General features: G+C 75.9%; 17 protein-coding genes and 2 pseudogenes. 11 read left to right on the top strand and 8 right to left on the bottom strand.

Going from position 1 to position 23,885, the window contains the following annotated elements:
* Positions 1-16: 16 nt before the first annotated feature.
* From cbiE to HDA31_RS15265, 7 genes and pseudogenes are all read left to right on the top strand, one after another.
* A pseudogene (cbiE, locus tag HDA31_RS33355) lies at positions 17-685 on the top strand (precorrin-6y C5,15-methyltransferase (decarboxylating) subunit CbiE); the annotation flags it as partial.
* Positions 671-1,462 carry a precorrin-6Y C5,15-methyltransferase (decarboxylating) subunit CbiT gene (cbiT, locus tag HDA31_RS33350; RefSeq protein WP_501039831.1) on the top strand — a complete coding sequence of 264 codons (792 nt, stop codon included), beginning with the start codon at positions 671-673 and terminating at the stop codon, positions 1,460-1,462. The pseudogene cbiE and the gene cbiT, both read left to right, overlap by 15 nt.
* Positions 1,459-3,159: a precorrin-3B C(17)-methyltransferase gene (gene cobJ / locus HDA31_RS15285; RefSeq protein WP_178064703.1), complete on the top strand. Its 1,701-nt coding sequence runs from the start codon at positions 1,459-1,461 to the stop codon at positions 3,157-3,159. Before cbiT ends, cobJ begins: the two co-directional genes overlap by 4 nt.
* A complete protein-coding gene (locus HDA31_RS15280) occupies positions 3,156-3,356 on the top strand; it encodes a 4Fe-4S binding protein (RefSeq protein ID WP_221487981.1) in 201 nt (66 codons plus the stop codon). The genes cobJ and HDA31_RS15280 overlap by 4 nt, the downstream gene beginning before the upstream one ends.
* On the top strand, positions 3,353-4,513 hold the full coding sequence (locus tag HDA31_RS15275; RefSeq protein ID WP_246384614.1) for a HoxN/HupN/NixA family nickel/cobalt transporter: 1,161 nt from the start codon (positions 3,353-3,355) through the stop codon (positions 4,511-4,513). Before HDA31_RS15280 ends, HDA31_RS15275 begins: the two co-directional genes overlap by 4 nt.
* Positions 4,510-5,103, top strand: coding sequence for a precorrin-8X methylmutase (locus tag HDA31_RS15270; RefSeq protein WP_178064705.1), 594 nt, complete (start codon positions 4,510-4,512; stop codon positions 5,101-5,103). Before HDA31_RS15275 ends, HDA31_RS15270 begins: the two co-directional genes overlap by 4 nt.
* Positions 5,100-6,008: pseudogene (locus HDA31_RS15265) on the top strand (sirohydrochlorin chelatase); the annotation flags it as partial. The gene HDA31_RS15270 and the pseudogene HDA31_RS15265, both read left to right, overlap by 4 nt.
* A gap of 57 nt (positions 6,009-6,065) precedes the next feature.
* Here the strand turns inward: HDA31_RS15265 and HDA31_RS15260 are convergent.
* A complete protein-coding gene (locus HDA31_RS15260; protein WP_246384615.1) occupies positions 6,066-6,647 on the bottom strand; it encodes a DUF4334 domain-containing protein in 582 nt (193 codons plus the stop codon).
* Between the two features lie 359 nt (positions 6,648-7,006).
* Between HDA31_RS15260 and HDA31_RS32985 the strand changes: the two genes are divergently transcribed.
* The 3 genes from HDA31_RS32985 (at position 7,007) to HDA31_RS15245 (ending at position 11,942) form a co-directional block, all read left to right on the top strand.
* Positions 7,007-8,713 (top strand): tetratricopeptide repeat protein, encoded by a 1,707-nt coding sequence (locus HDA31_RS32985; RefSeq protein WP_178064707.1) that lies wholly within the window; start codon positions 7,007-7,009, stop codon positions 8,711-8,713.
* Positions 8,714-9,033: 320 nt separating this feature from the next.
* Positions 9,034-10,356, top strand: a complete 1,323-nt coding sequence (locus HDA31_RS15250) for an NAD(P)/FAD-dependent oxidoreductase (RefSeq protein ID WP_178064708.1) — start codon at positions 9,034-9,036, stop codon at positions 10,354-10,356.
* 23 nt (positions 10,357-10,379) lie between these two features.
* Positions 10,380-11,942 carry an aminotransferase class I/II-fold pyridoxal phosphate-dependent enzyme gene (locus HDA31_RS15245; protein WP_178064709.1) on the top strand — a complete coding sequence of 521 codons (1,563 nt, stop codon included), beginning with the start codon at positions 10,380-10,382 and terminating at the stop codon, positions 11,940-11,942.
* A gap of 50 nt (positions 11,943-11,992) precedes the next feature.
* Here HDA31_RS15245 and HDA31_RS15240 read toward each other — a convergent pair whose 3' ends face one another.
* The 4 genes from HDA31_RS15240 to HDA31_RS15225 all read right to left on the bottom strand — a co-directional run bounded on the left by HDA31_RS15240 (position 11,993) and on the right by HDA31_RS15225 (position 16,060).
* Positions 11,993-13,450: a PepSY-associated TM helix domain-containing protein gene (locus tag HDA31_RS15240; protein ID WP_178064710.1), complete on the bottom strand. Its 1,458-nt coding sequence runs from the start codon at positions 13,448-13,450 to the stop codon at positions 11,993-11,995.
* Positions 13,451-13,599: 149 nt separating this feature from the next.
* Positions 13,600-14,199, bottom strand: coding sequence for a copper resistance CopC family protein (locus tag HDA31_RS15235; RefSeq protein WP_178064711.1), 600 nt, complete (start codon positions 14,197-14,199; stop codon positions 13,600-13,602).
* Positions 14,200-14,225: 26 nt separating this feature from the next.
* Complete coding sequence (locus HDA31_RS15230) at positions 14,226-15,452, bottom strand: Dyp-type peroxidase (RefSeq protein ID WP_178064712.1); 1,227 nt, start codon at positions 15,450-15,452, stop codon at positions 14,226-14,228.
* Positions 15,449-16,060: a copper chaperone PCu(A)C gene (locus tag HDA31_RS15225; protein WP_178064713.1), complete on the bottom strand. Its 612-nt coding sequence runs from the start codon at positions 16,058-16,060 to the stop codon at positions 15,449-15,451. The genes HDA31_RS15230 and HDA31_RS15225 overlap by 4 nt, the downstream gene beginning before the upstream one ends.
* Before the next feature lie 218 nt (positions 16,061-16,278).
* Here HDA31_RS15225 and HDA31_RS15220 point away from each other — a divergent pair, with 218 nt between their 5' ends.
* Complete coding sequence (locus HDA31_RS15220; RefSeq protein ID WP_178064714.1) at positions 16,279-18,171, top strand: copper resistance CopC family protein; 1,893 nt, start codon at positions 16,279-16,281, stop codon at positions 18,169-18,171.
* Positions 18,172-18,230: 59 nt separating this feature from the next.
* Here HDA31_RS15220 and sthA read toward each other — a convergent pair whose 3' ends face one another.
* The 3 genes from sthA to HDA31_RS15205 all read right to left on the bottom strand — a co-directional run bounded on the left by sthA (position 18,231) and on the right by HDA31_RS15205 (position 23,836).
* On the bottom strand, positions 18,231-19,634 hold the full coding sequence (sthA, locus tag HDA31_RS15215; protein ID WP_178064715.1) for a Si-specific NAD(P)(+) transhydrogenase: 1,404 nt from the start codon (positions 19,632-19,634) through the stop codon (positions 18,231-18,233).
* 138 nt (positions 19,635-19,772) lie between these two features.
* Positions 19,773-21,767: a family 43 glycosylhydrolase gene (locus HDA31_RS15210; RefSeq protein ID WP_178064716.1), complete on the bottom strand. Its 1,995-nt coding sequence runs from the start codon at positions 21,765-21,767 to the stop codon at positions 19,773-19,775.
* 593 nt (positions 21,768-22,360) lie between these two features.
* Positions 22,361-23,836 (bottom strand): TIR domain-containing protein, encoded by a 1,476-nt coding sequence (locus HDA31_RS15205; RefSeq protein ID WP_178064717.1) that lies wholly within the window; start codon positions 23,834-23,836, stop codon positions 22,361-22,363.
* Positions 23,837-23,885 lie beyond the last annotated feature (49 nt).

The following is a 23,885-nucleotide window of genomic DNA, read 5'->3' as shown; positions in this document are numbered from 1 at the left end:
CGTGCCGCCGGGGCGGGTGCCCCGCGCCGCCGACGCCCCCGCGCCCGTCGTCGGCGTCGATTCCCCCGCGCCGGTCGTCGGCGTCGACACCCCGGTGACCGTCGTGGGCGTCGACGCGGGCGGCGCGCCGTCGCACCCCGCCGCCGCCGACGCCCTCGCCGGGGCGCGGCTGGCCGTCGGCGCGGCCCGGCACCTCGCCGCCGTCGCGCTGCCCCCCGGCTGCGCCACGGTCGCCCTCGGCCCGCTCGCCCCCGCGCTGGAGCGGCTCGCCGCCGCCGTCGCCGCCGGCACCCCGGCGGTGGTGCTGGCCAGCGGCGACCCGGGGCTGTTCGGCATCGTGCGCCGGCTGCACGCCGACGGGCTGCCGCTGCGGGTGCTGCCCGCCGTGTCCAGCGTGGCCGCCGCGTTCGCCCGCGCCGGCCTGCCCTGGGACGGCGCGGCCGTGGTCAGCGCGCACGGCCGCGCCCTGCGGCCAGCGCTCAACGCCGCCCGGGCGCTGCCGGCGGTCGCCGTGCTCACCGCCCCCGGGGCGGGGGCCGCCGAGATCGGCGCGGGCCTGGTCGGCTGGCCGCGCCGCCTCGTCGTCGCCGAGCGCCTCGGCACCCCGGCCGAGCGGATCGTCGAGACCACCCCGCAGGCCGCCGCCGGCACCGCCTGGGCCGACCCGCACGTGCTGCTCAGCCTCGCCGACCCGGCGCCGGCGGACCCGCCCGTGCCGCCTGGCCCCGCCGCCCCGGCACCGGCAGATCCGGCCGACCCGCCCGTGCCGCCCGGCCCCGCCGCCCCGCCGCCGGCCGACCCGGCCGACCAGCCCGGCCCCGCCGCCGGTCCGGGCGTCGGCGGGGCGGCGGCCGGGGCGCGCGCCGACAACCAGCCGGCCGCCGCGCCCGCCGGGGGCTGGGCGCTGCCCGAGGACGCCTACGCCCACCGTGACTCGATGATCACCAAGGCGGAGGTGCGGGCCCTCGCCGTGGCCCGGCTGCGCCCCCGCCTCGGCCGGCTCGTCTGGGACGTCGGCGCGGGCAGCGGCTCCGTCGGCATCGAGTGCGCCCTGCTCGGCGCGGCCGTGATCGCCGTCGAACGCGACCCGGACGCCGTCGGCCTCGTCCGGCGCAACGCCGCCGCGCACCGGGTCGACGTGCGGGTCGTCGCCGGTCCCGCCCCGGCGGCGCTGGCCGGGCTGCCCGACCCGGACGCCGTCTTCGTCGGCGGCGGCGGACTGGCCGCCCTCGCCGCCGTCGCCGCCCGCCGGCCCGTCCGCGTGGTGGCCGCCGTCGCCGCCCTGGACCGGGTCGCCCCCGCCCTCGACCTGCTGCGCGGGCACGGCTACCGCGTCGAGGGCGTGCAGCTCTCCGCCGCCCGCCTCGCCGACCTGCCCGGCGGGTCGGTGCGCCTCGCCGCCACCAACCCGGTGTTCGTCCTCACCGCCGACCACCCACCGTCCCCCGGGGAGCGCAGATGACCCGCATCGGACTCGTCGCGGCCACCGCCGCCGGCCGCCGCCACGCCCGCACCCTCGCCGCCGCCTGGCCGCACGCCTGCCTCGTCGAGGCCGACACCGCCGCCGACGCGCTGCGCGCCGCGTTCACCGGGCACGACGCCGTCGTCGCGTTCCTGGCCACCGGGGCGGTGGTGCGGATCCTCGCCCCGCTGCTGGGCGACAAGCGCACCGACCCGGCCGTCGTGGTCGTCGACGAGGCCGCCCGGCACGCCGTGGCGCTGCTCGGCGGCCACGCCGGGGGCGCGAACGCCCTCGCCGCCGACGTCGGCGCGCTGCTCGACGCCCGGCCGGTGGTCACCACCGCCACCGACGCGGCGGACCTGCCCGGCCTGGACACGCTCGGCTGGCCCGTCGAGGGGGCGGTCGCCGCCGTGACCAGGGCCCTGCTCGACGGCGAGCCGGTGCGGCTCGTCGCCGACGCGGCCTGGCCGCTGCCGGCCCTGCCGCCGCACGTGCGCGCCGACGCCCCCGCCGGTTCGCCCCGGCTCCTCGTCACCGACCGGGTCGTGCCGCCCGACGGGCGCACCGCCGTGCTCCGGCCGCCGTCGCTGGTCGTCGGCGTGGGCGGCAGCCGGGGCGTGCCCGCCGGGCAGGTGCGCGACCTGCTCGACCGGGTCCTCGCCGCCGCCGGCCTCAGCCCGGCCAGCGTCCGCTGCCTGGCCAGCGCCGACATCAAGGCCGACGAGGCGGGGATCCGGGCGACCGCCGACGCGCTCGGCGTACCCCTGGTGACGCATCCGGCGGCGGACCTGGCGGCCGTCGACGTGCCGCACCCCAGCGAGGTGGTCCGCGCGGCCGTCGGCACGCCCAGCGTCGCGGAGGCCGCCGCGCTGCTCGGCGAGCCCGGCCGGCGCGCCGACGCGACGCTCGTCGCGCCGAAGACCGCCTCGGCGATGGCCACCGTCGCGGTGGCCCGGCACGCCCCGCGCGGCCGGCTGGCCATCGTCGGCCTCGGCCCCGGCGCGGCCGACCTGCGCACCCCGCGCGCCCTCGCCGAGCTGCGCCGCGCCGCCGTGGTCGTCGGCCTGGACCAGTACGTCGACCAGGTGCGCGACGTGCTGCGTCCCGGCACCCGGATCCTCGCCAGCGGCCTCGGCGCGGAGGAGGAACGCGCCCGCGCCGCCGTCGCCGAGGCCACCGCCGGGCACGCCGTGGCGCTGGTCGGCTCCGGCGACGCCGGGGTGTACGCGATGGCCAGCCCCGCCCTGGAGCACGCCGACGACCGCGTCGACGTCGTCGGCGTCCCCGGGGTGACCGCCGCGCTCGCCGCGTCGGCGCTGCTCGGCGCGCCGCTGGGCCACGACCACGCCTACCTGAGCCTGTCCGACCTGCACACCCCGTGGGAGGTCATCGAGCGGCGCGTCGCCGCCGCCGCGGAGGGCGACTTCGTGGCGCTGCTCTACAACCCGCGCAGCCGCGCCCGGGACTGGCAGCTCGCCGCCGCCCTGAAGACGTTCGCCGCGCACCGGCCGCCGGACACCCCGGTGGGGGTGGTGCGCAACGCCAGCCGGCCCGGCGAACGGGTGCACCTGGCCACCCTCGCCACCCTCGACCCGGCCGTGGTCGACATGTACAGCGTGGTGGTGGTCGGCAGCAGCCGCACCCGGCTCGTCGCCGGCCGGATGGTCACCCCGCGCGGCTACCGGTGGCGCGCGTGACCGCCCCCGTGACCATCGTCGGCTGTCAGGGGTGCGGCGCGTGCCTGCTGACCTGCCCCACCCACGCGATCCGACCCACCCCCGGCGGGCTGCTGGTGCGCGCGCAGGCGTGCACCGGCTGCCTGGAGTGCCTGGAGATCTGCCCGGTCGACGCCATCCACGTCACCGGCACCGACCCCTGTGGAGGAACCCGATGAGTACGACCGTGGTCAGCGCCGCGCCCCCGGCGGGCCGGTGGAGCCGCGCCGAGCGGGTACGCCTCGGCGGCATCGTGCTCGCCGTCGCCGTGCTGCACGTCGCCGGCTGGAGCCTCTACCTCTACTGGAACGGCCAGCCCGCGGCGGCCGGCGGGCTGGCCGGGGCCGGCACCCTCGCGTACGCCCTCGGGGTGCGGCACGCCTTCGACGCCGACCACATCGCCGCCATCGACGACACCACCCGCCTGATGCTGCTGCGCGGCCGGCGTCCCGTCGGGGTCGGCTTCTTCTTCGCCGTCGGCCACAGCGCCGTGGTGCTGCTGCTCGCCCTGATCGTCGGGCTCGCCTCGACCAGCCTCGCCGGCCTCGGCCTGGCGCAGGCCCGCGAGGTGGGCGCCACCGTCGCGATCGTCACCGCCACCCTGTTCCTGAGCCTCGTCGCCGGGCTCAACGCCGTGGTGCTGGCCGGGCTGGCCCGGCTGTGGCGGCGGCTGCGCCACGGCGGCCTCGACGAGCGGGAGCTGGACCTGCACCTGCTCAACCGGGGCCTCGTGCAGCGGGTGCTGGGGTCGCGGGCGCGTTCGCTGGTGCGCTCGTCCTGGCACATGGCGCCCGTCGGGTTCCTGTTCGGCCTGGGCCTGGAGACGGCAAGCGAGGTGACCCTGCTCGCCCTGTCCGCGAGCACCGCCGCCGCCGGGGGGCTGCCCGTGCTGGCCCTGCTCACCCTGCCGCTGCTGTTCGCCGCCGGGATGTCCGCCATGGACACCGCCGACAGCCTGCTGATGAGCCGGGCGTACTCGTGGGCGTACCGGCAGCCGGCCCGCCGGCTCTACTACAACCTCGCTACCACCGGCATGACCGTGCTCGTCGGCGCGCTCGTGGCCAGCGTCTACCTCGCCGGGCTGCTCGTCGACCACCTCGGGGTGTCCGCCCTGGCCGGGTACGCCGCGCTCGCCGAGCACTTCGAGCAGCTCGGCTACGCCGTCGTGGCGCTGTTCGCGCTGGCCTGGGTCGCCGCCGCCGCGCTGTGGAAGCTGCGCCGCTACGACGAGCGCTACGGCGCCCCCGCCGACGGTCCCGCCGACCGGGGCGAGCGCGCCGCGCCGGGGGAGCCGGGCCGGGTCGACCGCGCCGCGCCCGGGACGGCGGACCGGTGAGCCGCGTCGTGCACCCGATCGAGCGGCGGTCGTACGCGATCCTGCGCTCCCGGGTGGACCTGACCGGCCTGCCGCCGCTGACCCGGGCCGTCACCGAGCGGGTGGTGCACGCCAGCGCCGACCTCGACTACGTCGCCGACCTGGTCTGCGACGAGGCGGCCCTGGCCGGCGGGCTGGCCGCCCTGCGCGGCGGCGCGCCGGTGGTCGCCGACGTGGCGATGGTCGCCGCCGGGATCACCCGCCCCGGCCCCGGGCCGGTGTGCCCGATCGCCGAGCCGGCCACCGCCGCCCTGGCCGGCGCGGCGGGCCTCACCCGCTCGGCGGCGGCGGTGCGGGTCGCGTACGACCGGGTGGGCCCCGGCGCGGTGTGGGTGGTCGGCTGCGCGCCCACCGCCCTGTTCGAGCTGCTCGACCTCGGCGTGCGGCCGGCGCTGGTGGTGGGCCTGCCGGTCGGGTTCGTCGGCGCCGCCGAGAGCAAGGCGGCGCTGCGCGCCAGCGGCCTGCCCGCCGTGTCCAACGTCGGCGAGAAGGGCGGCTCGGCGGTCGCCGCCGCCGCCCTCAATGCCCTGCTGTACCTGGAGGAGACGTGACGAACCGACCCGGAACGGGCGCGCGGGGGCAGGGCCGCACCCCGCTGCTGATCGTCGGCCACGGCACCCGCAGCGCCGCCGGCGTCGCCCAGTTCGTGGCCCTGGTCGACCGGATCCGCCGCCGCCGCGCCGTCGACGACGTCGAGGGCGGCTTCATCGAGCTGTCCCGCCCGCCGCTGACCGACGCGGTCGGCGCGCTCGCGGGCCGGGGGCACCGCCGGCTCGTGGCGCTGCCGCTGGTCCTCGCCGCCGCCGGGCACGGCAAGGGCGACATCCCGGCCGCGCTGGCCCGGGAGAAGGAACGCTTCCCCGGCCTCCGCTACGCCTACGGCCGCCCGCTGGGCCCGCACCCGCTGCTGCACGACGTCCTCGCCGACCGGATCGACGCCGCGCTGGCCGGCGCCGACCGGGCCGGGACGTGGGTGGCGCTGATCGGCCGGGGCTCCACCGACCCCGACGCCAACGCCGAGGTCGCCAAGGTGGCCCGGCTGCTGTGGGAGGGGCGCGGCTACGCGGGCGTCGAACCGGGCTTCGTCTCGCTGGCCGAGCCGTCGGTGCCGGCGGTGCTGGAGCGGCTGCGCCGCCTCGGCGCGCGCCGGATCGTCGTGGCCCCGTACTTCCTGTTCGCCGGGGTGCTGCCGGACCGGATCGTGGCCCGGTCGGCGGAGTTCGCCGCCGCCCACCCCGACCTCGACGTGCGGGTGGCCGACCTGATCGGCGACTGCGACGCCCTCGCCGACCTGGTCCTCGAACGGCACGCCGAGGCGTTGCGCGGGGACATCCGGATGAACTGCGACACCTGCGCCTACCGGGTGGCGCTGCCCGGCTTCGCCGACAAGGTGGGCCGGCCGCAGACCCCGCACGACCACCCCGACGACCCGGTCGGCGGCCACCACCATCACCACGTCCACGTGTAAGGAAGGGCCCCTTGTTAACGCATTCGGTAGACAGGGGTCCCCTTCTCACCCGCCGGCCTGCGTGGTGGGCTCGCGGGTCAGCACGAACACGAACGGCCGGTCGGCGCCGCGCAGGTCCATGACGCCGAGCAGCGTGCGCTCGTCGACCCGCCGGAACACGTCGTGGATGGGGAGGCGGTCGTAACACATCGTCGCCGACACCACCCCCCGGTACTCGGTCATCCGCAGCCGCGCCGCCGGGCGGGTCGTGGTCAGCAGCGGCCGGGCCAGCGCGAAGGCCCGCGCGGCCAGGGGGGTGCGCACCGCGCCGGGCGGGCGGACCAGCAGCCCCGTCGGCACCAGCGCCGGGTTGACGCTGACCAGCCTCCCGCCGGCGGCGAAGACCAGCGGGTGCACGTCCTCCGGGCCGTCGAACCGCTTGCCGTGCCACCCGTAGCGCTCCAGCAGGCCGTCGAGCGGGTGGCCGGTGGCGAAGCCGCTGCCCCGCCAGGAGCCGAGCATCTCCTCGACGGCGACCGGCGGGAGGCCGTCGAAGCAGGCCAGAGCCGTGGCCAGGTCGCCCGGGGCCGGCAGCGCGCCCGGGCCCGGCCGGGCAGCTGCGGGAGCGGGGTCCGCCGCGCTCGACATGGTCGCATCTCCTTCGTCGCGTGGCCGGGTGGCGTGGCCGGGTGGCCGAGTGGCGTGGTCGGGGGGCCGACGTGGTGCCGTCGACGGTACGCCCGGATCGCCCCGGCTGCGGACGTCTCGTGCCGCCGACGGAGCACCATTGATCACGAACGCCCTTCATATTCGCCCCGATCGGGCCTACGCTCTGGTCAGTTCCACAATGATCACTATGGAGGTTCACATGAGGAAGATGACCGTGCGTCGCACGAGCACCCTGCGCCTGCTGTCCGGCGCCCGTCGGCTCTGGATCGAGTGGTGCTGGTAGGACCCGGCGCGGCGGGCGCCCCCGGGCGCCCGCCCCTGCGGGGACCGGCCGGGTCGTGAGCGTCGATCCGGGCAGCTACGACTGCCACCGCGACCACGGGCCGTACGCCGGCGTCGCCGACTTCCTCGGCCGGATCGCGGCCGCCCGCCCCCGCCTGGCGTCCCGGCACGCCGTCGAGCTGCGCGCCATCGCGCCCGGGCTCGACCCCGCCGCCCGGGCCGCCGCCGACGAGGAGCCGATCCGGTTCCACCCCGCCCGCCGCACGGCGTGCCTCGCCTACGGCGCGACGGAGTTCGTGCTCGCCTGGGCGGGCACCCTCCGACGGCCGGTCACGGTGCGCTTCGACCACGTCGACGCCGCCGACGAGACCACCGGAGAACTGCTGGACGCCCTGTCGCGCCGGGTCGGGCAGGCCCCGCTGCGGCTGGACCTGCGCGACGGCGGCGACGCCCGGCGCGCCGCCGCGGACCCGACGCCTGCGGCGCTGCGCGCGGCCGTGGGGGAGTCGCTGGCCCGCGGCTTCTACCACCACGCCGCCCGCACCGCCCGGCGCGGGCGCGCCGCCGTGACCGCGACGGGCGACCTGCGGCACTGGTGGGCGTTCACCACCGGCCTGGCCACCGCCCTGGCGGCCCTCGACCGCGCCGCCGAGGCGCTCGACCTCTACGACGAGGCCCGCGCCGCCACCGACGACCCCAAGATCACCATGTCGGCCGCGTACGCCACCGCCATGCTGTACGCCCGGCACCTGCCGGCGGCCGACCAGGACCCGGAGCGGGCGCGGCACTGGCTGCACGAGGCGCTGCGCCTGGCCGGCGGCCTGGCCGACCCGCGCCAGCGGGTGCTGTCCACCGTCTTCTACGAGCAGGGCCTGGCGCTGCTGGACAGCCGGGCGGGCGAGCCCGCCCGCGCGCTGCGGCTGATCGACGACGGGCTGACCCGCCTGGCGGCGGTGCTCGCCCCCGGCGAACGCCCGCAGGACCTGGCCCGGCTGCGGCACAACCGGGCGCAGGTGCACCTGGCCCTGGGGGACGCCGACCGGGCCCTGGCCGAGCTCGACACGGTGATCGCGCACGACCCCGACAACTGCGAGTACTACGTCGACCGGGCCGCCCTGCACCGGGCGGCGGGCCGCGCCCGGGCCGCGATCCGGGACTACGACGCGGCGATCCGCCTCGGGCCGCACCTGCCCGAGGCGTACTACAACCGGGCCGTGCTCGAGCAGCAGCGGGGCCGCGCCGGGCGGGCGCGCGCCGACCTCGACCGGGTGCTCGCCATCGACCCGGGGCACCTCGACGCCCGCATCGCCCTGGTCAACCTGCACCTGGAGCGCGGGGAGCACGACGCGGCCGAGGCCGGCGCGCGGGCGGGGCTGGCCCTGGCCCCGCAGGAGCCCGCGCTGCTGTGCACCCTCGGGCTGGTCCGCTCCGAGCGCGGCGGGTCCGCCGAGGCCGACGAGCTGTTCACCCGGGCCCTGGCCGGCGACCCGGGGCTGGTCGAGGCGTGGACCAACCGGGCCGCGGTCCGGTTCGACCGCGGCGACGTCGCCGCCGCCGTGGCGGACCTGGACCGGGCGGTGGCGCTGGCCGCGTCGGCGCCGGTGCCCCGCTACAACCGGGGCACGGCGCTGCTGCGGCTCGGCCGCTGGGACGAGGCCGCCCGCGACTTCGCCCACGCGCTCGCCCAGCCCGGCCTGGACCGCGCGTTGCGCCGCGACCTGCGGGCGGAGCTGGCCCGCTGCCGGCGCGCCGGGGCCGGCTGAGGATCCGGTCGAGGGGGGCGTCGACGCCGCGCCTCGCCGACGCCAGGTCGGCCCGGTGACTGTCGGCTTTCGGACAGTAACCACCGGGGGCGGGCGGCACCGCGTCCCGGTGCCGCGGTGACCAGCGCGGTCACGGCGGTCCGGCCACGGACACACCCCTGCCCGACGGGCCGGACCGGGGGCGGTCCACTGTGTACTTTGACGGTTCACTCCCGTTCGCCGGTGGCAGCGCGGGGCGGTCCGTGCCCCGGGCCGGTCCGCCGACGCGCCGAAGGCCCGGCCGGCGGGGCAGCCGGACCTCGTTCGAAGGACTACGAATCATGTACGACGCGATAGTCGTCGGTGGGCGCTGCGCGGGCGCCGCCACCGCCCTGCTACTCGCCCGGCAGGGCCACCGGGTGCTGGTGGTGGACCGCTCGTCCTTCCCCAGCGACGTCATCTCGACGCACTTCCTGTGGCCGCACGGGATGTCCTACCTCAACCGGTGGGGCCTGCTGGACCAGGTCACCGCCGTGACCCCCACGCACACGGTCGTCGACATCGTCAACGACGGCATCCCGCTGAGCGGCTCCGTGCCCGTGTCGCTGCTGCGTGAGCACTTCCGGGACCTGCACGGCGACGACTCGGGCGTCGTGCAGAGCTACGCCTCGGTGCGCCGCCGGGTGCTGGACCAGATCCTCGTGGAGGCGGCGGCCAAGGCCGGCGCCGAGGTCCGCACGCACAGCACCGTCCGGGAGCTGATCATCTCCGACGGCCGGGTCGTCGGCGTGCGGGGGCGCGCCAGCGACGGCGGGGAGTTCGAGGAGCGGGCCCGCATCGTCGTCGGCGCCGACGGCCGCAACTCGTTCGTCGCGCGCACCCTCGGCCTGCCCCGCTTCGACGAGCGGCCCCGCTGCACGTTCGCCTACTGGAGCTACTGGTCCGGCTTCGACCCGGGCCGGGGGCAGATCCACCGGCGCGGCCGGCTCGGCTGCGCGGTGGTGCCGACCAACTTCGGGCAGAACATGGTCCTCGTCTGGGGGCCCAGCGAGTGGTCCCGGGAGTTCCGCGCCGACGTGCCCGGCAACGTCCAGCGGGCGCTGGACTTCGTCAGCCCCGAGCTGGGCGAGCTGGTCCGCACCCGGGGCACCCGGGAGGAGCGCATCTACGGCACGCTGGACCAGTCGGGCTTCCTCCGGCAGCTGCACGGGCCCGGCTGGGTGCTCGTCGGCGACGCCGAGTCGGCCAAGGACCAGTGCACCGCCATCGGCATGACCCACGCGTTCCGCGACGCGGAGCTGGCCAGCGCCGCCCTGCACCGGTGGCTGGCCGGCGAGTCGTCGCTCGACGAGGCGATGGCCGCGTACGAGGGCCGCCGCCGCAGCCAGAACTCCGCCGCCTACTACGACTACGTGTGCACGCTGAGCGAGATGCGGCCGTACCGGCACGACGAGCTGCAGCTGTTCGTCGCGTTGCGCGGCAACCAGGAGGAGACCGACCGGTTCATCGCCACGCACGCCGACATCGCGCCGGTCTCGGAGTTCTTCCAGGCGTCCAACCTCTTCCTGCTCAACGACGCCGCCAAGGAGTCCTCCGCCGGGTACCCGGTCTTCGAGGACTTCGCCGCCACGTCGCGCATGTACCAGCAGAACCTCTTCGCCTGATGCCGCACCAGGGAGCCGACACCGTGACCAGCACCGACCTTCAGCAGCGCGACGACGGCGAGCTGATCGAGGCCATCCTCGACGCCGCCCGGCGCGGCGACGTGGCGACCATGGCCCGCGAGGCGGCCGAGGTCTCCGAGATGACCCGCAACTGGGCCACCCACATCCCCTGGGACGACCTGGCGGCCCTCGACGCCTCCGGGGCCGACGGCGAGCTGGCCCGGGTCGTGGCGGACCTGACCGAGATGTGGGAGCCGGCGCACCTGCGCAACCCCGTCGACCCCGACGAGGAGTACGCGCTGGACAAGAACGCCTACGACTTCTACCGCCCCGCCGGCCGCGACCTGCTCGCCCGCACCGAGGACTTCTACGGCTGGGTCCAGGCTCGCCGCCGCACGGAGACCTGGCAGTACTCCCGGGTCCTGGAGGCGGCCCCGGACAGCATCGCCGAGATCACCAACGACCTGGGCAAGCGGACCCGGGGCATCAACTTCAACTCGCAGGACTACCTGTCGTTCAACACCCACCCGGCGATCCGGGAGGCGGCGGTCCGCGCGATGCGCGACTACGGCCCGCACAGCGCCGGCTCGCCGATGGTGCTGGGCAACACCCGCATCTCCGACGAGCTGGAGGCCGCCCTCGGCGAGCTGACGGGGCTGGAGCACGTCACGCTCTTCTCGACCGGCTGGTCCGCGGGCTTCGGCGCGATCGTCGGCCTGGTCCGCCAGTCCGACCACGTGGTCATCGACCGGCTCGCGCACTCCTGCCTCCAGCAGGGCGCGCGGGCGGCGACCCGCAACGTGGTCCGCTACGAGCACCTCAACGTCGAGGCCGTGCGTCAGCACCTGGTCGACATCCGGTCGCACGACACCCGCAACGGCATCCTCGTCGTCACCGACGGCCTCTTCTCCGTCGACGCCGACTGGCCCGACCTGGTGACCCTGCAACGGGTCTGCCGGGAGCACGACGCGACCCTGCTGGTCGACGTCGCGCACGACCTCGGCGCGATGGGGCCGGGGGGCACGGGCGTGCTGGGCATGCAGGGCCTGCTCGGCGAGGTCGACATCGTCATGGGGGCGTTCTCGAAATCGTTCTGCTCCAACGGCGGCTTCGTGGCGTCGCGCTCGCCGGCCCTGAAGCAGTACGTGAAGATGTTCAGCGGCAGCCACTTCTTCTCCAACGCGCTGTCGCCGGTGCAGACCGCCGTGGTCCGGGAGGCCGCCCGGATCATCCGGTCCCCCGAGGGCGACGAGCTGCGCGCCCGGCTGTTCACCGCCATCCACGCGCTGCGCGACGAGCTGACCGGCCGGGGGCTGACCTGCATGGGGGAGCCGTCGCCGATCGTGCCGCTGCTGATCGGCAACGAGAAGCTCGCCCGGACGGCCAACCGGCTGCTGTTCGACCGGGGGGTGCTCGCGTTCATGGTGGAGTTCCCGGTCACCCCGACCGGGTCGTCGCGGTTCCGGCTCCAGGTGCAGGCCGGCCACCGGCCCGAGGAGGCCCGGGAGGCGGCCCGGATCATCGAGGGGGCCATCGCCGACTCGCGGGCGTACCTGTCCAGCGCGTTCGGCAGCGCCGCCCGGTAGCCGCCGGTGGGCGGCGGGCCGGCACCGGCCCGCCGCCCCGCACGGACCGGTCAGCCGCCGGCGGGGGCGGGCGAGACCGGAGCGGCCCGGCGGCGGCGTCGGGCCAGCGCGCCGAGGACGACGTCGACGACGACGAACGCGAGCAGGGGGCCGCCGAACCAGGGCAGCGCCCACCCGACGGCCGCGGTCAGCGCGAGGCCCGGCAGCAGCGCCCACCACGGCAGGCCGCGCAGCCCGCCCCGCGCGGGCGGGACGCCGACGACGGCGCGCCGGTCGGCGCGGGTGGGGCGGCGCTGCCACCACATCCGGTAACCCCAGACGACGACGCAGAGCAGGCCCAGGGCGAGCGCGGCGAGCAGAACCTGGTTGACCGGGCCGAACAGCAGGCCCATGTGGGCCTGGACGCCGAGGCTGCTGAGCTGGGCCAGCAGCGGCCAGTCGGCGAAGTCGCTGCGGGCGGTCACCGTGCCGGAGCCCGGGTCGACGGCGATCCGGTCCCGGGCCACGGGCCAGGTGTTGTCGGTCTGGGCGACCGTCCACGCGTCGCCCGGCTCCTCGGCGGGGGAGATCCGCATCGGGCCGGCCAGCCCGGCGTCGGTGGCGGCGGCCAGCACCCGGTCGAACGTCGCGGGGTCCGCCGGCCCGGCGGTGACGCCGCCGTGCTGGTGCTCCCCGGCGGCGGGCGGCGGCGCGCCGGTGAGGCTGGTGGAGATCTCGGGGGTGCCGGCGCGCAGCGCGTCGAGCGCGCTGCCGAAGTGCCCACCGGCGTACCGCGACCAGGTCAGGCCGGTCGCGGAGAGGAAGAGCAGGCCGACGGCGAGCCAGACCCCGGTGGTGGCGTGCCAGGCCCGGGTGCGCCGCACCCCCCGGCGGGCGGACAGGTCGGGCACGAGCAGGTGCCGGACGCGGGCACGGGCGGCGCCGCGCCGCCGCCACCACAGGACGACGCCGCCGACGGCGAGCAGCCACAGCCAGCTCGCGGCGATCTCGGAGTAGTGCCGGCCGAGGTCGCCGAGGTGCAGGTTGCGGTGCAGGTCGTCCAGCCAGGTGGTGACGGGCGTGGCGTCGAACCAGGTGGTGAGCTGCCCCCCGACCCGGGCGGTGTGCGGGTCGACGTAGACGGTGTGCTCCCGGTCGCCGAGGTCGGGCTGGGCGAACACCACCCGCGTGGTGGCCCCGTCCGTGCCCGGCAGCACGGCGGCGACGGTCCCCTCGGGGTGGGCGGCGCGGGCGGCGGCGACCTGCTCGGCGAGGGACTTCGGCGGGCCGCCCGGCGCGGCGGTCAGCAGGTCGCCGTAGAGGACCCGGTCGAGTTGCGGGGTGACGGTGTAGGCCAGGCCGGTCAGGGCGGCGACGAACAGGAACGGGGCCACGAGGATGCCGGCGTAGAAGTGCAGGCGGAGCAGGAAGGCCGCCCACGCCGGGGTGCGGCGCGCCACCGGCGCGGGCCCGTCGGCCGGGGTGAGCGGCTCCGGCGTCGACCCGCCGTGCAGTTCGGTGATGGACATACGCTTCCGATCGGAATAGCCGGGATCGTTCCCGGTGGGACTGCCCCCGTACGACAGGGGTGGGTCCCGTCGGTGCCGCAGGGCCCACCGGTGAGGTGGTCGGGCGCGGGGCCGGGGAAGTTCCCGGGCCGTGGCGCGACCGCCGTGGGCTACCGGGCGCGCCGCCGGCGCAGCACCCGCGTGCCGCCGAGCGCGACGGCGGCCAGGGCGACACCGGCCAGGGCGACGGCGGCCGCCACGGTGAGCGGGCCGGGCCCGCCGCCCGGGCCGGCGCGTCCCGCCGCGCCGGCCGCCCCGCTGGCCGGCGCGGCGGTGGGTGGCGCGGTGTGCGGGGCGCTCGCCGGGGCCGGTGCGGTGGCGGCGGGGCCGGCGACGGTGAAGCGGTAGGAGCCCTGCACGGGGTGCCCGTCGGTGGAGACGACCCGGTAGGCCACCGTGTAGGTGCCGTCGGGCAGCGTCTCGGCGACGGCGACGGTCGCCCGCGTGCCGGCGACGACGGGCGCGCCCGTGGGCACCACCCGGCGGGTGGCGTCGCTGAGCACGACGGTGGTGAGACCCGGGTCCAGCTTCTGGAGGAACCGCACCGTGATCTCGGACGGCGGCTCGGCCAGCCGGGTGTCCGCGGCGGGGGTGGCCGCGGCGAGGCTGTTGTGGGCGGCGGCCGGCGCGGCCGGCGCGGCCAGGACCGCGAGGGCGGCCAGCGCGGCGGCGGCCGCCGCGCGGCGGGGGTGGCGGACGGTTCTGCGCATGCTGGTCCCTCTCCTGGTGACGCCGGTCAGGCGAGCAGCTGCTGGCCGATCCAGCCGCCGTCCGGGCAGCCGGGCGGCACGGCGAACACGGCGGAGCCGATCGGGGTGGTCCACTCGTTGAGCAGGTCCCGTTCGGCGAGGCGACGCTGGATGGGCAGGAACTGTGTCGTGACGTCCGCCTGGTACGAGGCGAAGATCAGCCCGCTGTCGGCGGTGCCGTCGGCGGCCGGCACGCCGTCGTAGTTGTACGGGCGGCGCAGGATGCGCAGCCGGTCGTCGGTGACCCGGGCGCGGGTCAGGTGGGAGAAGTCGGGGATGACGGTGAGCCCGGCGGCGTCGACGGCGGCGAAGTCGGGCTCGTCGTGTTCGGCTGTGCCGGTGAGCGGCGCGCCGGTGTCGAGCCGGCGGCCGACGGCCAGTTCCCGGTCGGCGCGGCCGAGCAGGTCCCAGGTCTCCAGGTTCATGCTGATCCGCCGCACGACCAGGGTGCTGCTGTCCCGCAGCCACGCCGGCCCGTCGGGCACCCACACGGCGGTCTCCAGCGGCCCGCCGGGGCGGGGGTTGGCGGTGCCGTCGAGCTGGCCGAACAGGTTGCGCTGGGTGCGCCCCGGTTCCGCGCCCGCCGCCCGGCGGAACCCCTGCTGCACCCAGGCCACCGTCGCGAACGGCCGGCTGTCCTTGACCAGGACCCGCTGGGCGTGGGCCACCGTGACCGGGTCGTCGGCGCAGATCTGCAGCAGCAGGTCCCCGCCGGACCAGCGGGGCTGGAGGCGGTCGACGCGGAAGGCCGGCAGCGCCGCCACCGACGCCGGCCGGCGGTCGTCGAGGCCGGCGGCCCGGTAGAGGCCCGGCCCGAAGCCGAACGTGACGGTCAGCCGCGCGGGCAGCAGGCCGAGCTCGGGTTCGGTGTCGGCGAGGGCCGGCCGGCCCCGGGTGAGCCGGGCGGCGTCGTCGGTGAGCAGCCGCAGCAGCCGGCCCAGGGCGGCCCGGTCGGTGGCCGGGGCGAGGGTCAGCGCGACGAACGCCGCGTGCGCCTGCGGCTCGGTGTCCACCCCCGCCTGGCGCGCGCCGTGGAACGGCACCACCGCGCCGCCGATGTCGGCCACCGGGACGGTCCCCTCGGGGCGCACGTCGGTGTCGCCGGGACGGGCGAGGGCGACGGCGGCCCCGGCGAGCGTGCCCCCGGCGGCGAGGGCCCCGCCGGTGAGCAGGGCGCGCCTGCGCACCGGGCGGCCGGTGGTGGCGTCGGTCATGACGCGGGGCTCGTGGCCGCCCGCGGCGTGCCGCTCGTGCCCGGCATCGGGGTCGCGCCGTGGCCGGGCGCATAGCTCTCCTGCGCGCCGGTGAACGGCTTGGCGACGGCGGTGAACGTCTGCGTCCGGCCGTCGGCGAAGGTGAGCGTGACGGCGAGTTCGTCGCCGGGCCGCACCGGCTGCCGGAGGTTCATCAGCATCAGGTGCTCGCCGCCGGGCTCCAGCGCGTGGCTGCTCTTCGCCCTGACTACGATGCCGCCCTGCTTGGCCTGCATGACCATCGTGCCGTCCTTCATGGTCATCTCGTGCAGCTCCATCGGGGACACGTCGGTGGCCGCGCCGGTGATGGTCACGTCCGTGTCGCCGTCGTTGACCAGGGTGCCGAACGCCGCGGTCATGCCCTGGTCGGCGGCCTTCACCCACGGGTCACGCACGGTCAGCACCCCGGCGGCGGCGCTCGCCGACACCGACGGTGACGGCGTCTGGTCCGGCGCGGCCGTGGACGTGCTGTCCGGCGAGCCGCAGCCGGCTACGGCTGCCGCCGCGACAAGGGCGATGAGCAGGGCTTTCGTGTGCCGGGACCGGCGGGGTGCGCGGAGATTGGGCATCGTTTCCCCTTCGATGATCGATTCCAGGTGGATGGTCGGCGTCACGGGGGGTAAAGTTCCGCCGCCGAACGTGACCCACGCCACTCGGGGGATCCGGCCGGGCGGGCGCGCCGGCGACCGCCCCGCGGACCGGTGCCCGGGGCGAGAGAAACTTTTGCCATCTGCGGAAAAAGTTCGGATGGGCTTGACGGAAGTCCGGGTGCGGCGAGGATGATCCGATGCGTCGTCCCCCTCCGGTCCCCGGCCGCTTCGTCTCGGGCCTGCTCGCCGTCGTCCTCGCCGCGGCGGTCGCCGTCCTCGGAGCCGCCCCGCCCGCCGCCGCGCACGGCACCCTGGCCATGTCCACGCCGGCGGTCGGCGCCACGGTCGGCGAGCCACTGGCGACCGTGCAGCTCTACTTCACCGAGCGGGTCGCCGACAACGCGTACTTCGCGGTCACCGCGCCGAACGGCGGCCGGGTCGACAACGGCTGGACGCACGGGTCGCCCGCTCCCCTGGACAAGCCGGTGCGCGAGTACCTGCTCGTCGACGGCAAGTTCGAGCCGCGCGAGTACGCCACCGGTTTCCCGGCGGTGGTGAAGCTGGCGCACCTGCCGGCGGCGGGCCAGTACACGGTGAGCTACCTGTCGGTGGCCTCCGACGGCGAGCCGGTGCGGGGCACGATGAGCTTCCGCTACACCGGTCGGGTCACGGCCGCCCCACAGGGCTGGCGTGCGCCGACCGCGGGACCGGACCCGGCGCTCGTCGCCGCCGCCGAGCAGCACGCGACGTCCGGGCACGGCGCGCCCCAGTCCTCGAACGGACCGGCCACGCCGGCCGCGTCGCCCGCAGCCCCGGGCGCGGCCTCCGTCGCAGCGGCCCCCGTCGAGGCCGAGGACACCGGCGGGCCCGGTTGGCCCGGCGTCGTCGCCGTGGTGGTCGTGGTGGTCGTGGCGGCGGCCGGCGTCGTCGCCTGGCGGTGGCGCGCCGCGCGGGCCGGCGGTCCGGGCCCGACGCCCCGCTGGCCGTGGGCCCGCCCGCGCCCCGCCGGCCGGGCGGCGCGCCGCGCCCCGGCCGCGCGGGCGGCGGGACGCCGCAAGCCCGCCGGCCCGACCCCACGCCCGGCGGCCCGCGGCGGCGGCCCCCGACGCGGCCCGGTCGCCCCGGGCGAGGCGTCCGAGGACCCGCCGGCCAACGGGCCCCGGCTCGGCGACCGGGGCCTCGCCCTGCTCGTCGGGGGACTGGTGGTCGCCCTGGTGGCCGGCTTCGGGCTCGGCCGCGTCGGCGCCGGCGACGGGCGGGCCGCCACGGCGGCCGTGGGCGGATCGCCGGCCACCGGCCGCCCCGTCGCGGCCGGGGACGGGCACCAGCACGCGCCGGGCGCCGGGGCGCACACGCATCCCGGCGACGGCGACCCGGCGCAGGCGCAGGTGACCGGGACGACGGTCAGCGCCGGCGGCTACACGCTGAAGCCGGTGACGCGGTCCCAGCCGGCCGGCGTGAACGCCGACTACCGGTTCCGGATCGTGGGCGTCGACGGGCAGCCGGAGACGCGCTTCGCGGTCGTGCACGACAAGCCGCTGCACCTGGTCGTGGTGGGCCGGGACCTGGGCGGCTACCAGCACCTGCACCCCACCATGGCCGCCGACGGCACCTGGAGCGTGCCGCTGGCGCTCGAGCGGGCCGGGGGCTACCGCGTCTACGCCGACTTCGCCACGACCGCCGCCGACGGCACCGCACGGCCGCTGGTCCTCGGCGTCGACCACCAGGTCCCCGGCGCGCACACCCCGGCCCCCCTGCCGGCCGCCACGCCGCGGGCGACGACCGGGCCCTTCGAGGTGGAGATGGTGGGCGCCCCGACGGTCGGGGCGACGGTGCCGCTGTCGTTCCGGGTGGGCCGCGCGGGCGGCCCCGCGCCGACGCTGGAACGCTACCTGGGCGCGTACGGGCACCTGGTGGTCGTCCGCGAGGGCGACCTGGGATACGTGCACGTCCACCCGGATCAGGAACTGGTCGACGGGGCGGCCCGGTTCTGGCTGACCGCGCCGGGCCCGAGCCGCTACCGGGCGTTCTTCGACTTCCAGGTCGACGGCAAGGTCCACACCGCCGAGTTCACCCTCGACCTGGGCTGAGACCCGGGGCCGGCCCGCACCGGGAGCGGTGCGGGCCGGCCCGACGCGTCGGGGTCGGGCTAACCCTCGATCCGGACGATGTTGCGGATCTTGTTGGACGCGTCCAGCGCCGCCACCTTGTACGCCTCGGCGAGGGTCGGGTAGTTGAACACGGCGTCGATGAGGTAGTCGACCGTGCCGCCGCAGCCCATGACGGTCTGCCCGATGTGCACGATCTCGGTGGCGCCGGTGCCGAACACGTGCACGCCGAGCAGCCGGCCGTCGGTCGGTGACACCAGCAGCTTCAGCATGCCGTACGAGTCGCCGACGATCTGCCCGCGGGCCAGCTCGCGGTAGCGCGCGATGCCCACCTCGAACGGCGTGGAGCTCTCCGTCAGCTGCTCCTCGGTCTTCCCGACGAAGCTGATCTCCGGGATGGTGTAGATGCCGATCGGCTGCAACTCGTTGAGCGCGCGGACCGGCTCCCCGCAGGCGTGCTGGGCGGCGATGCGGCCCTGCTCCATGGAGGTGGACGCCAGCGCCGGGAACCCGATCACGTCGCCCACGGCGTAGATGTTGTCCACCGCCGTGCGGTAGTCCGCGTCGACCGTGATCCGGCCGCGCCGGTCGGCCTGCAACCCGGCCGCCTCCAGCGCCAGGCTGTCGGTCTGGCCCTGCCGGCCGGCCGAGTACATGACGGTGTCCGCGACGATCTTCTTCCCGCTCTTGAGGACGCACAGCGCCGCGCTCTCGTGCTTCTCCACCGCCGCCACCTCCTCGCCGAAGCGGAACGTGACCGACAGGTCGCGCAGGTGGTACTTGAGCGACTCGACGACCTCCTCGTCGCAGAAGTCGAGCATCCGGTCGCGCCGCTCCACCACGGTCACCTTCGTGCCGAGCGCGGCGAACATGGAGGCGTACTCCATGCCGATCACGCCCGCGCCGACCACGACCATGCTGCGGGGGATGGACTCCAGGTTGATGACCCCGTCGGAGTCCACGATCGTCCGTTCGTCGAACTCGACGCTGTCCGGACGGGCCGGCCGGGTGCCGGCGGCGATGATCGCCTTGTCGAAGGTGACCCGCGACTCCTGCCCCGACTCGCCGTCGACCCAGATCGTGTGCGCGTCGGCGAACCGCCCGGTGCCGGTGATCAGCGTCACCCGGTTGCGGGCCAGCTGGTTGCGGATGACGTCGGTCTGCCGGCTGATCACGTGCTGGGTGCGGGCGGCCAGGTCGCCGACCGTGATCTCGTCCTTGAGCCGGTAGCTGCTGCCGTACAGGTCGCGCTGGCTCATGCCGCTCAGATAGAGCACGGCCTCGCGCAACGTCTTGGAAGGGACGGTGCCGGTGTTGATGCACACCCCACCGATCATGTCGCGGCGGTCGACGATGCCGACCCGCCGACCGAGCTTGGCCGCGGCGATCGCGGCCTTCTGACCGCTGGGCCCGGAGCCCAGCACCAACAGGTCGTAGTCATACACGCCGTAAGCCTCGCAAGATCCCGCAACCCCCGCCACCGCACGTTCGGCGGTGGCCTCCGGCCCATCGGTGCCGACGGGCGTACGCCCCGGCACGCCGGCCGGTGGGCCGACGTGCCGGGGCGCGGGGTGGGGACCGGGTCAGGGGGTGGTGATGTTGAAGCTCCTGACGGTGGCGCTGCCGCCGAGGGCCTGGGTGGCGTAGTTGAAGACGCCGAACCGGTAGCCCATGAAGAACGGCCAGTTGTTGTCGAGGGTGAGCGCGTTGCCGAGGGACACGAAGTTGGTGCCGTCGGTGCTGTAGGAGAAGCGGGCCTGTCGGCCCGCGCCCGGTCTGATGTCGGCGTTGACGCGCAACCAGATGCGTCCGCCGCTGATCGCCGCGCTGGCGATCTCGCTGCCGGTGTTCGTGGTGTTCCAGTTGCTGTCCATGGTGATGTTGTTGGTCATGACCACCCGGTTGGCCCCGTTGTCGCGTCTGACGCCGATCCAGGCGGACGAGTTGCGCAGCATGGACAGGCCGCTGCGGTCACCGTCGCGCATCGTGGAGTAGTCGAGCTCGATGGTGGCGGTGCTGGTCGGCCCCTGAATGCGGTGGGTCAGCGTGTTGCGGGCCTTGTAGAGGTCGGTGGTGACCGTGGCGGCCTGGAGCCGCAGCCCGTTGTTGACCGACCACTTGCTGTTGTCGGGGTTGTGGTTCCACTCGTACTGCGGGCCGAGCGTGGTGCCGGGGAACGTGTCGTTGCCGATCATGGGCTTGACCGGACGGGTGGGCAGGGGGTTGGGGTAGGAGCCGCCCCAGGCGCCGTTGACGGTCTGGATCTGGGGCCAGCCGTCGGAGGTCCAGTTGATCGGCGCGAGGGCGGGCACCCGGCCGCCGGGGTAGGCGTCGATGAAGCTCATGTAGTACCACTGGCCGTTCTGGGTCTGCACGAGCCCGCCCTGGTGGGGGACGCCGCCGCCGGAGATCGGGCCGGGCATGTTGAGCAGGACCTGGCGCATCTCGTACGGCCCGAACGGTGAACTGGACTTGAGCACGTACTGGCCGTTGGCGGGGCGGGTCAGCCAGATGTAGTAGCTGCCGTTGCGCTTGTAGAACCGGGCGCCCTCGAGGGTGCCGACGCTGGACGGCGTGGAGAAGACCTGCTGCGCGCGCACCTGCGTCTTGCCGTCGGCGGAGAGCTGGGCGACGCTGATCTGGGTGTTGCCGTACGCGACGTACATGGTGTCGTTGTCGTCGACGAGCAGGCCGGCGTCGTAGTAGCAGTTGTTGATGGTCGAGATGCGGTTCCAGCCGCTCTCGACGCTGGTCGAGCTGTAGACGTGGGTCTTGGAGAAGTCGATGCAGCCGAGCCAGTAGAAGGTGTTGTTGCTCTTGCGGTAGTTCATGGCCGAGGCCCAGATGCCGTCGACGTAGGCGTGCGAGCCGTTGAGGTCGTACTTGGTGCCGAAGTCGAGGCGGGGCACCGAGTGCCCGGCGAACTCCCAGTTGACGAGGTCGTAGGAGCGCAGGATCGGCGCGCCGGGGGAGTAGTGCATGGTGGACGCCGAGTAGTAGTAGGCGTCACCGACGCGGAAGATGTCGATGTCGGCGAAGTCCTGCCACAGCACCGGGTTCGTGAACGACCCCGAGGGCGAGGGCGGCGGCGTGGTCGGCGGCGGCGTAGTGGTCGGCGGCGGCGTGGTGGGCGGCGTCGTGGTCGGGTTCCCCGTGGGGACCGAGCCGGTGCAGGTGACCCCGTTGAGGGCGAAGCTGGTCGGCGCCGGGTTGCTCGACGTCCAGGTGCCGTTGAAGCCGAAGTTGACGTTGCCGCCGGTGGGGATGGCGGCGTTGAAATCGGCGTTGGCCACCGTCACCTGGGCGCCCGACTGGCTGGCCGTGCCGTTCCACAACTGGCTGATCGTCTGCCCGGCGGCGAAGGACCAGGTCAGTCGCCAACCGTTGATCGCGTCGCCGAGGTTGTCCACGACGACGTTGGCGCCGAAGCCGCCCTGCCACTGGTTGGTCACCGTGTAGGTGACCTTGCAACCGACGGCGGCCTGGGCGGAGACGGCCAGGGTTGACCCGGCGGCGCTGACGGCGATGACCGTCGTCGCGGCGAGCCAGAGCCGAAGACGCGAGCGTTTCACTGCCATTCCTCTCCTCTGTGCGATCCTGGATCTGCTGGTCGTGGCACGTCGGGCGGGTCGCCGACCTGGCGTGCGGGGCGCGCCGCCGGATCAGCGGGAACCGCGACCGCCGCGACGCCGCGCCCGTCGGCGTGGGCCGGCGGACGGAAGTCGGTCGGGTGGCGGCCCGGCACGGTCCGGGCTGGTGAGACTGGACGATCGTGGCTGCGCAACGTCACGGGTCTGTCGACATCAACCCGGGGCCCGGCCGACAGAGGCCGCCATCTCCGGCCGGCACCTGGCATGGTGCGACGCCCGAAGGATGGCCCCGGACATCTGTCGTCGGTGCCGCTCGTGCCTCCGGCTCCGGTCCCGGATCGGACACCGTGCTGCCGGTCGGAGCGCGCCCTTCGCTCCTGCAGCGGACACTAGCGTGTTACCGTTCACACCGGCAAGTCATCGACCTGAAACGATGTCCGGGGATCCCGGCGTCGCCGGGCCGGTGCCGCCGACGCCCCGGATCGGGCGTGGCGCGCGGGGAAACGCGGAAGGCGGTGCCGAGCGCCAGGGCGGCGGTGCCGAGCGCGACGGCGATCGCGCGGCCCCAACCGCCCAGGGAGTCAGGGGCGGCCCCCGGGCGACCCGTCGCCGGGGCCGGCCGCGATCACCCGGGACCGGACGTCGTCCGCCGCGCCCGACCCGTCGGCCGCTGCGGTGGACAGCCGGATGAAGGTCGGCCCCGCGCCCACCGACACGGCGTCCCCGCCGCACCCCGGCGGTGGCGACACGAGCAGGTGCAGCCGGGGCGTCAGCAGCGCCGCGACGCTGTCGTGGTCCCGGACGGCGTCGGACGCGGCCGGATGGCCGATCAGCCCGGCGGTCAGCCAGCCGCCGGACCGGTAGCGGTCGAGCCGTCGGGCGAACCAGTGTGCCTGGGCCGCGCCGACCAACCCGTGGTGGCCGTCCGGAAGGTGGCTCTCCGCCATCGTCGAGTTGATGCCGGCGACCACCAGGTTGAGCTCGGGCATCTCGAATACGCTCCACGGCCGGTGCCGGTCGAACGTGGGGCCGTCCACCCCGTCGTAGAGTTCGGTGAAGAACCGGAAGTAGTGCCGCCACTTGTCCCAGTAGGGCGGCTGCGGCCGCACCTCGTCGGCCTCGCAACTTGCGAAGTACGCCCGGCAGGCCGCGTGGTTGACGTCGTGCGGGCCGGGCACCACCGCGATCCGCCCCGCATCGAGGTCGAGGACGTCGCGGAGTCGGGCCAGGAACGCCAGCGCCTCGTCGAACTCGCGGATCCCGCCGGCCGCGGTCAGGTCGCCGCTGATCAGCAGCGCGTCCGGACCGGTGCCGCCGGTGGCGAGCAGCCGGTCGACGCCGGAGCCGACGGCGTCGAGCAGCTCCTTGGCGCGTTGGCGCGGGGCCGGCCCGGCGCAGGGCTGGCGGGCGAACCGCGGGCCGGGCAGGTGCAGCAGGGTCACCTCGGTGTTCGCGGCGTGCCCCGTCGACCGCTGCGGCGGGTAGGCCGGCGGGTGCCGCAGCCGCAGCCGGGGGTGGTGCGCGGCAATCTGCGGGGGTGGCTGTCCGGCCGGCAGCTCGTCGTCGCCCGGCCCGACCGCCGGGCCGGCGGGGAACCCCGGCCCCGCCGTGGGCTTCGCCCGGCCGCGCATCGCCTCGCCGACCCGGCGCAACAGCCGTCGCCGGGCGTCCCGTTCGTCGGCCGCGCCGACCAGGTCGACGTAGGTGATGGTGGCCAGCAGCCCCTCCGGGTCGAAGTCCTCGATCCGTACGGTGATCAGCCGCCGCTGCGGGTCGTCGGGCGCACTGCGGAACGCCGCCTGCCACTCCAGCCGCCCGTAACGGGACCGGACATAGTTGGGCGACAGCACGGCGATGACGGCGATCGATTCGCAGATCGCCCGGTCCATGAATTCGATGAAGTTCGTCCCGGCCACGAAATCCCAGGCCTGGAGAATCGTCCGGTAGCCCGCGCACTCAAGCTCCCAGGCTATCCAGGTCGCCCACCGCTCGTCGGCCGGTGAATAGCTGATCAGGAAATGAGCCGCGTCGGCGGGGGATCCGAACTGGCCGGTCATGTGCCAATTCTGCCCGGCCGTCGGCCGCGGGGTGAACGCCACTCCGCAT

It is taken from the genome of Micromonospora carbonacea (genome assembly GCF_014205165.1).
In the GTDB taxonomy this organism is placed as follows: domain Bacteria; phylum Actinomycetota; class Actinomycetes; order Mycobacteriales; family Micromonosporaceae; genus Micromonospora; species Micromonospora carbonacea.
This window is presented reverse-complemented; position numbering and strand designations above follow the sequence as displayed.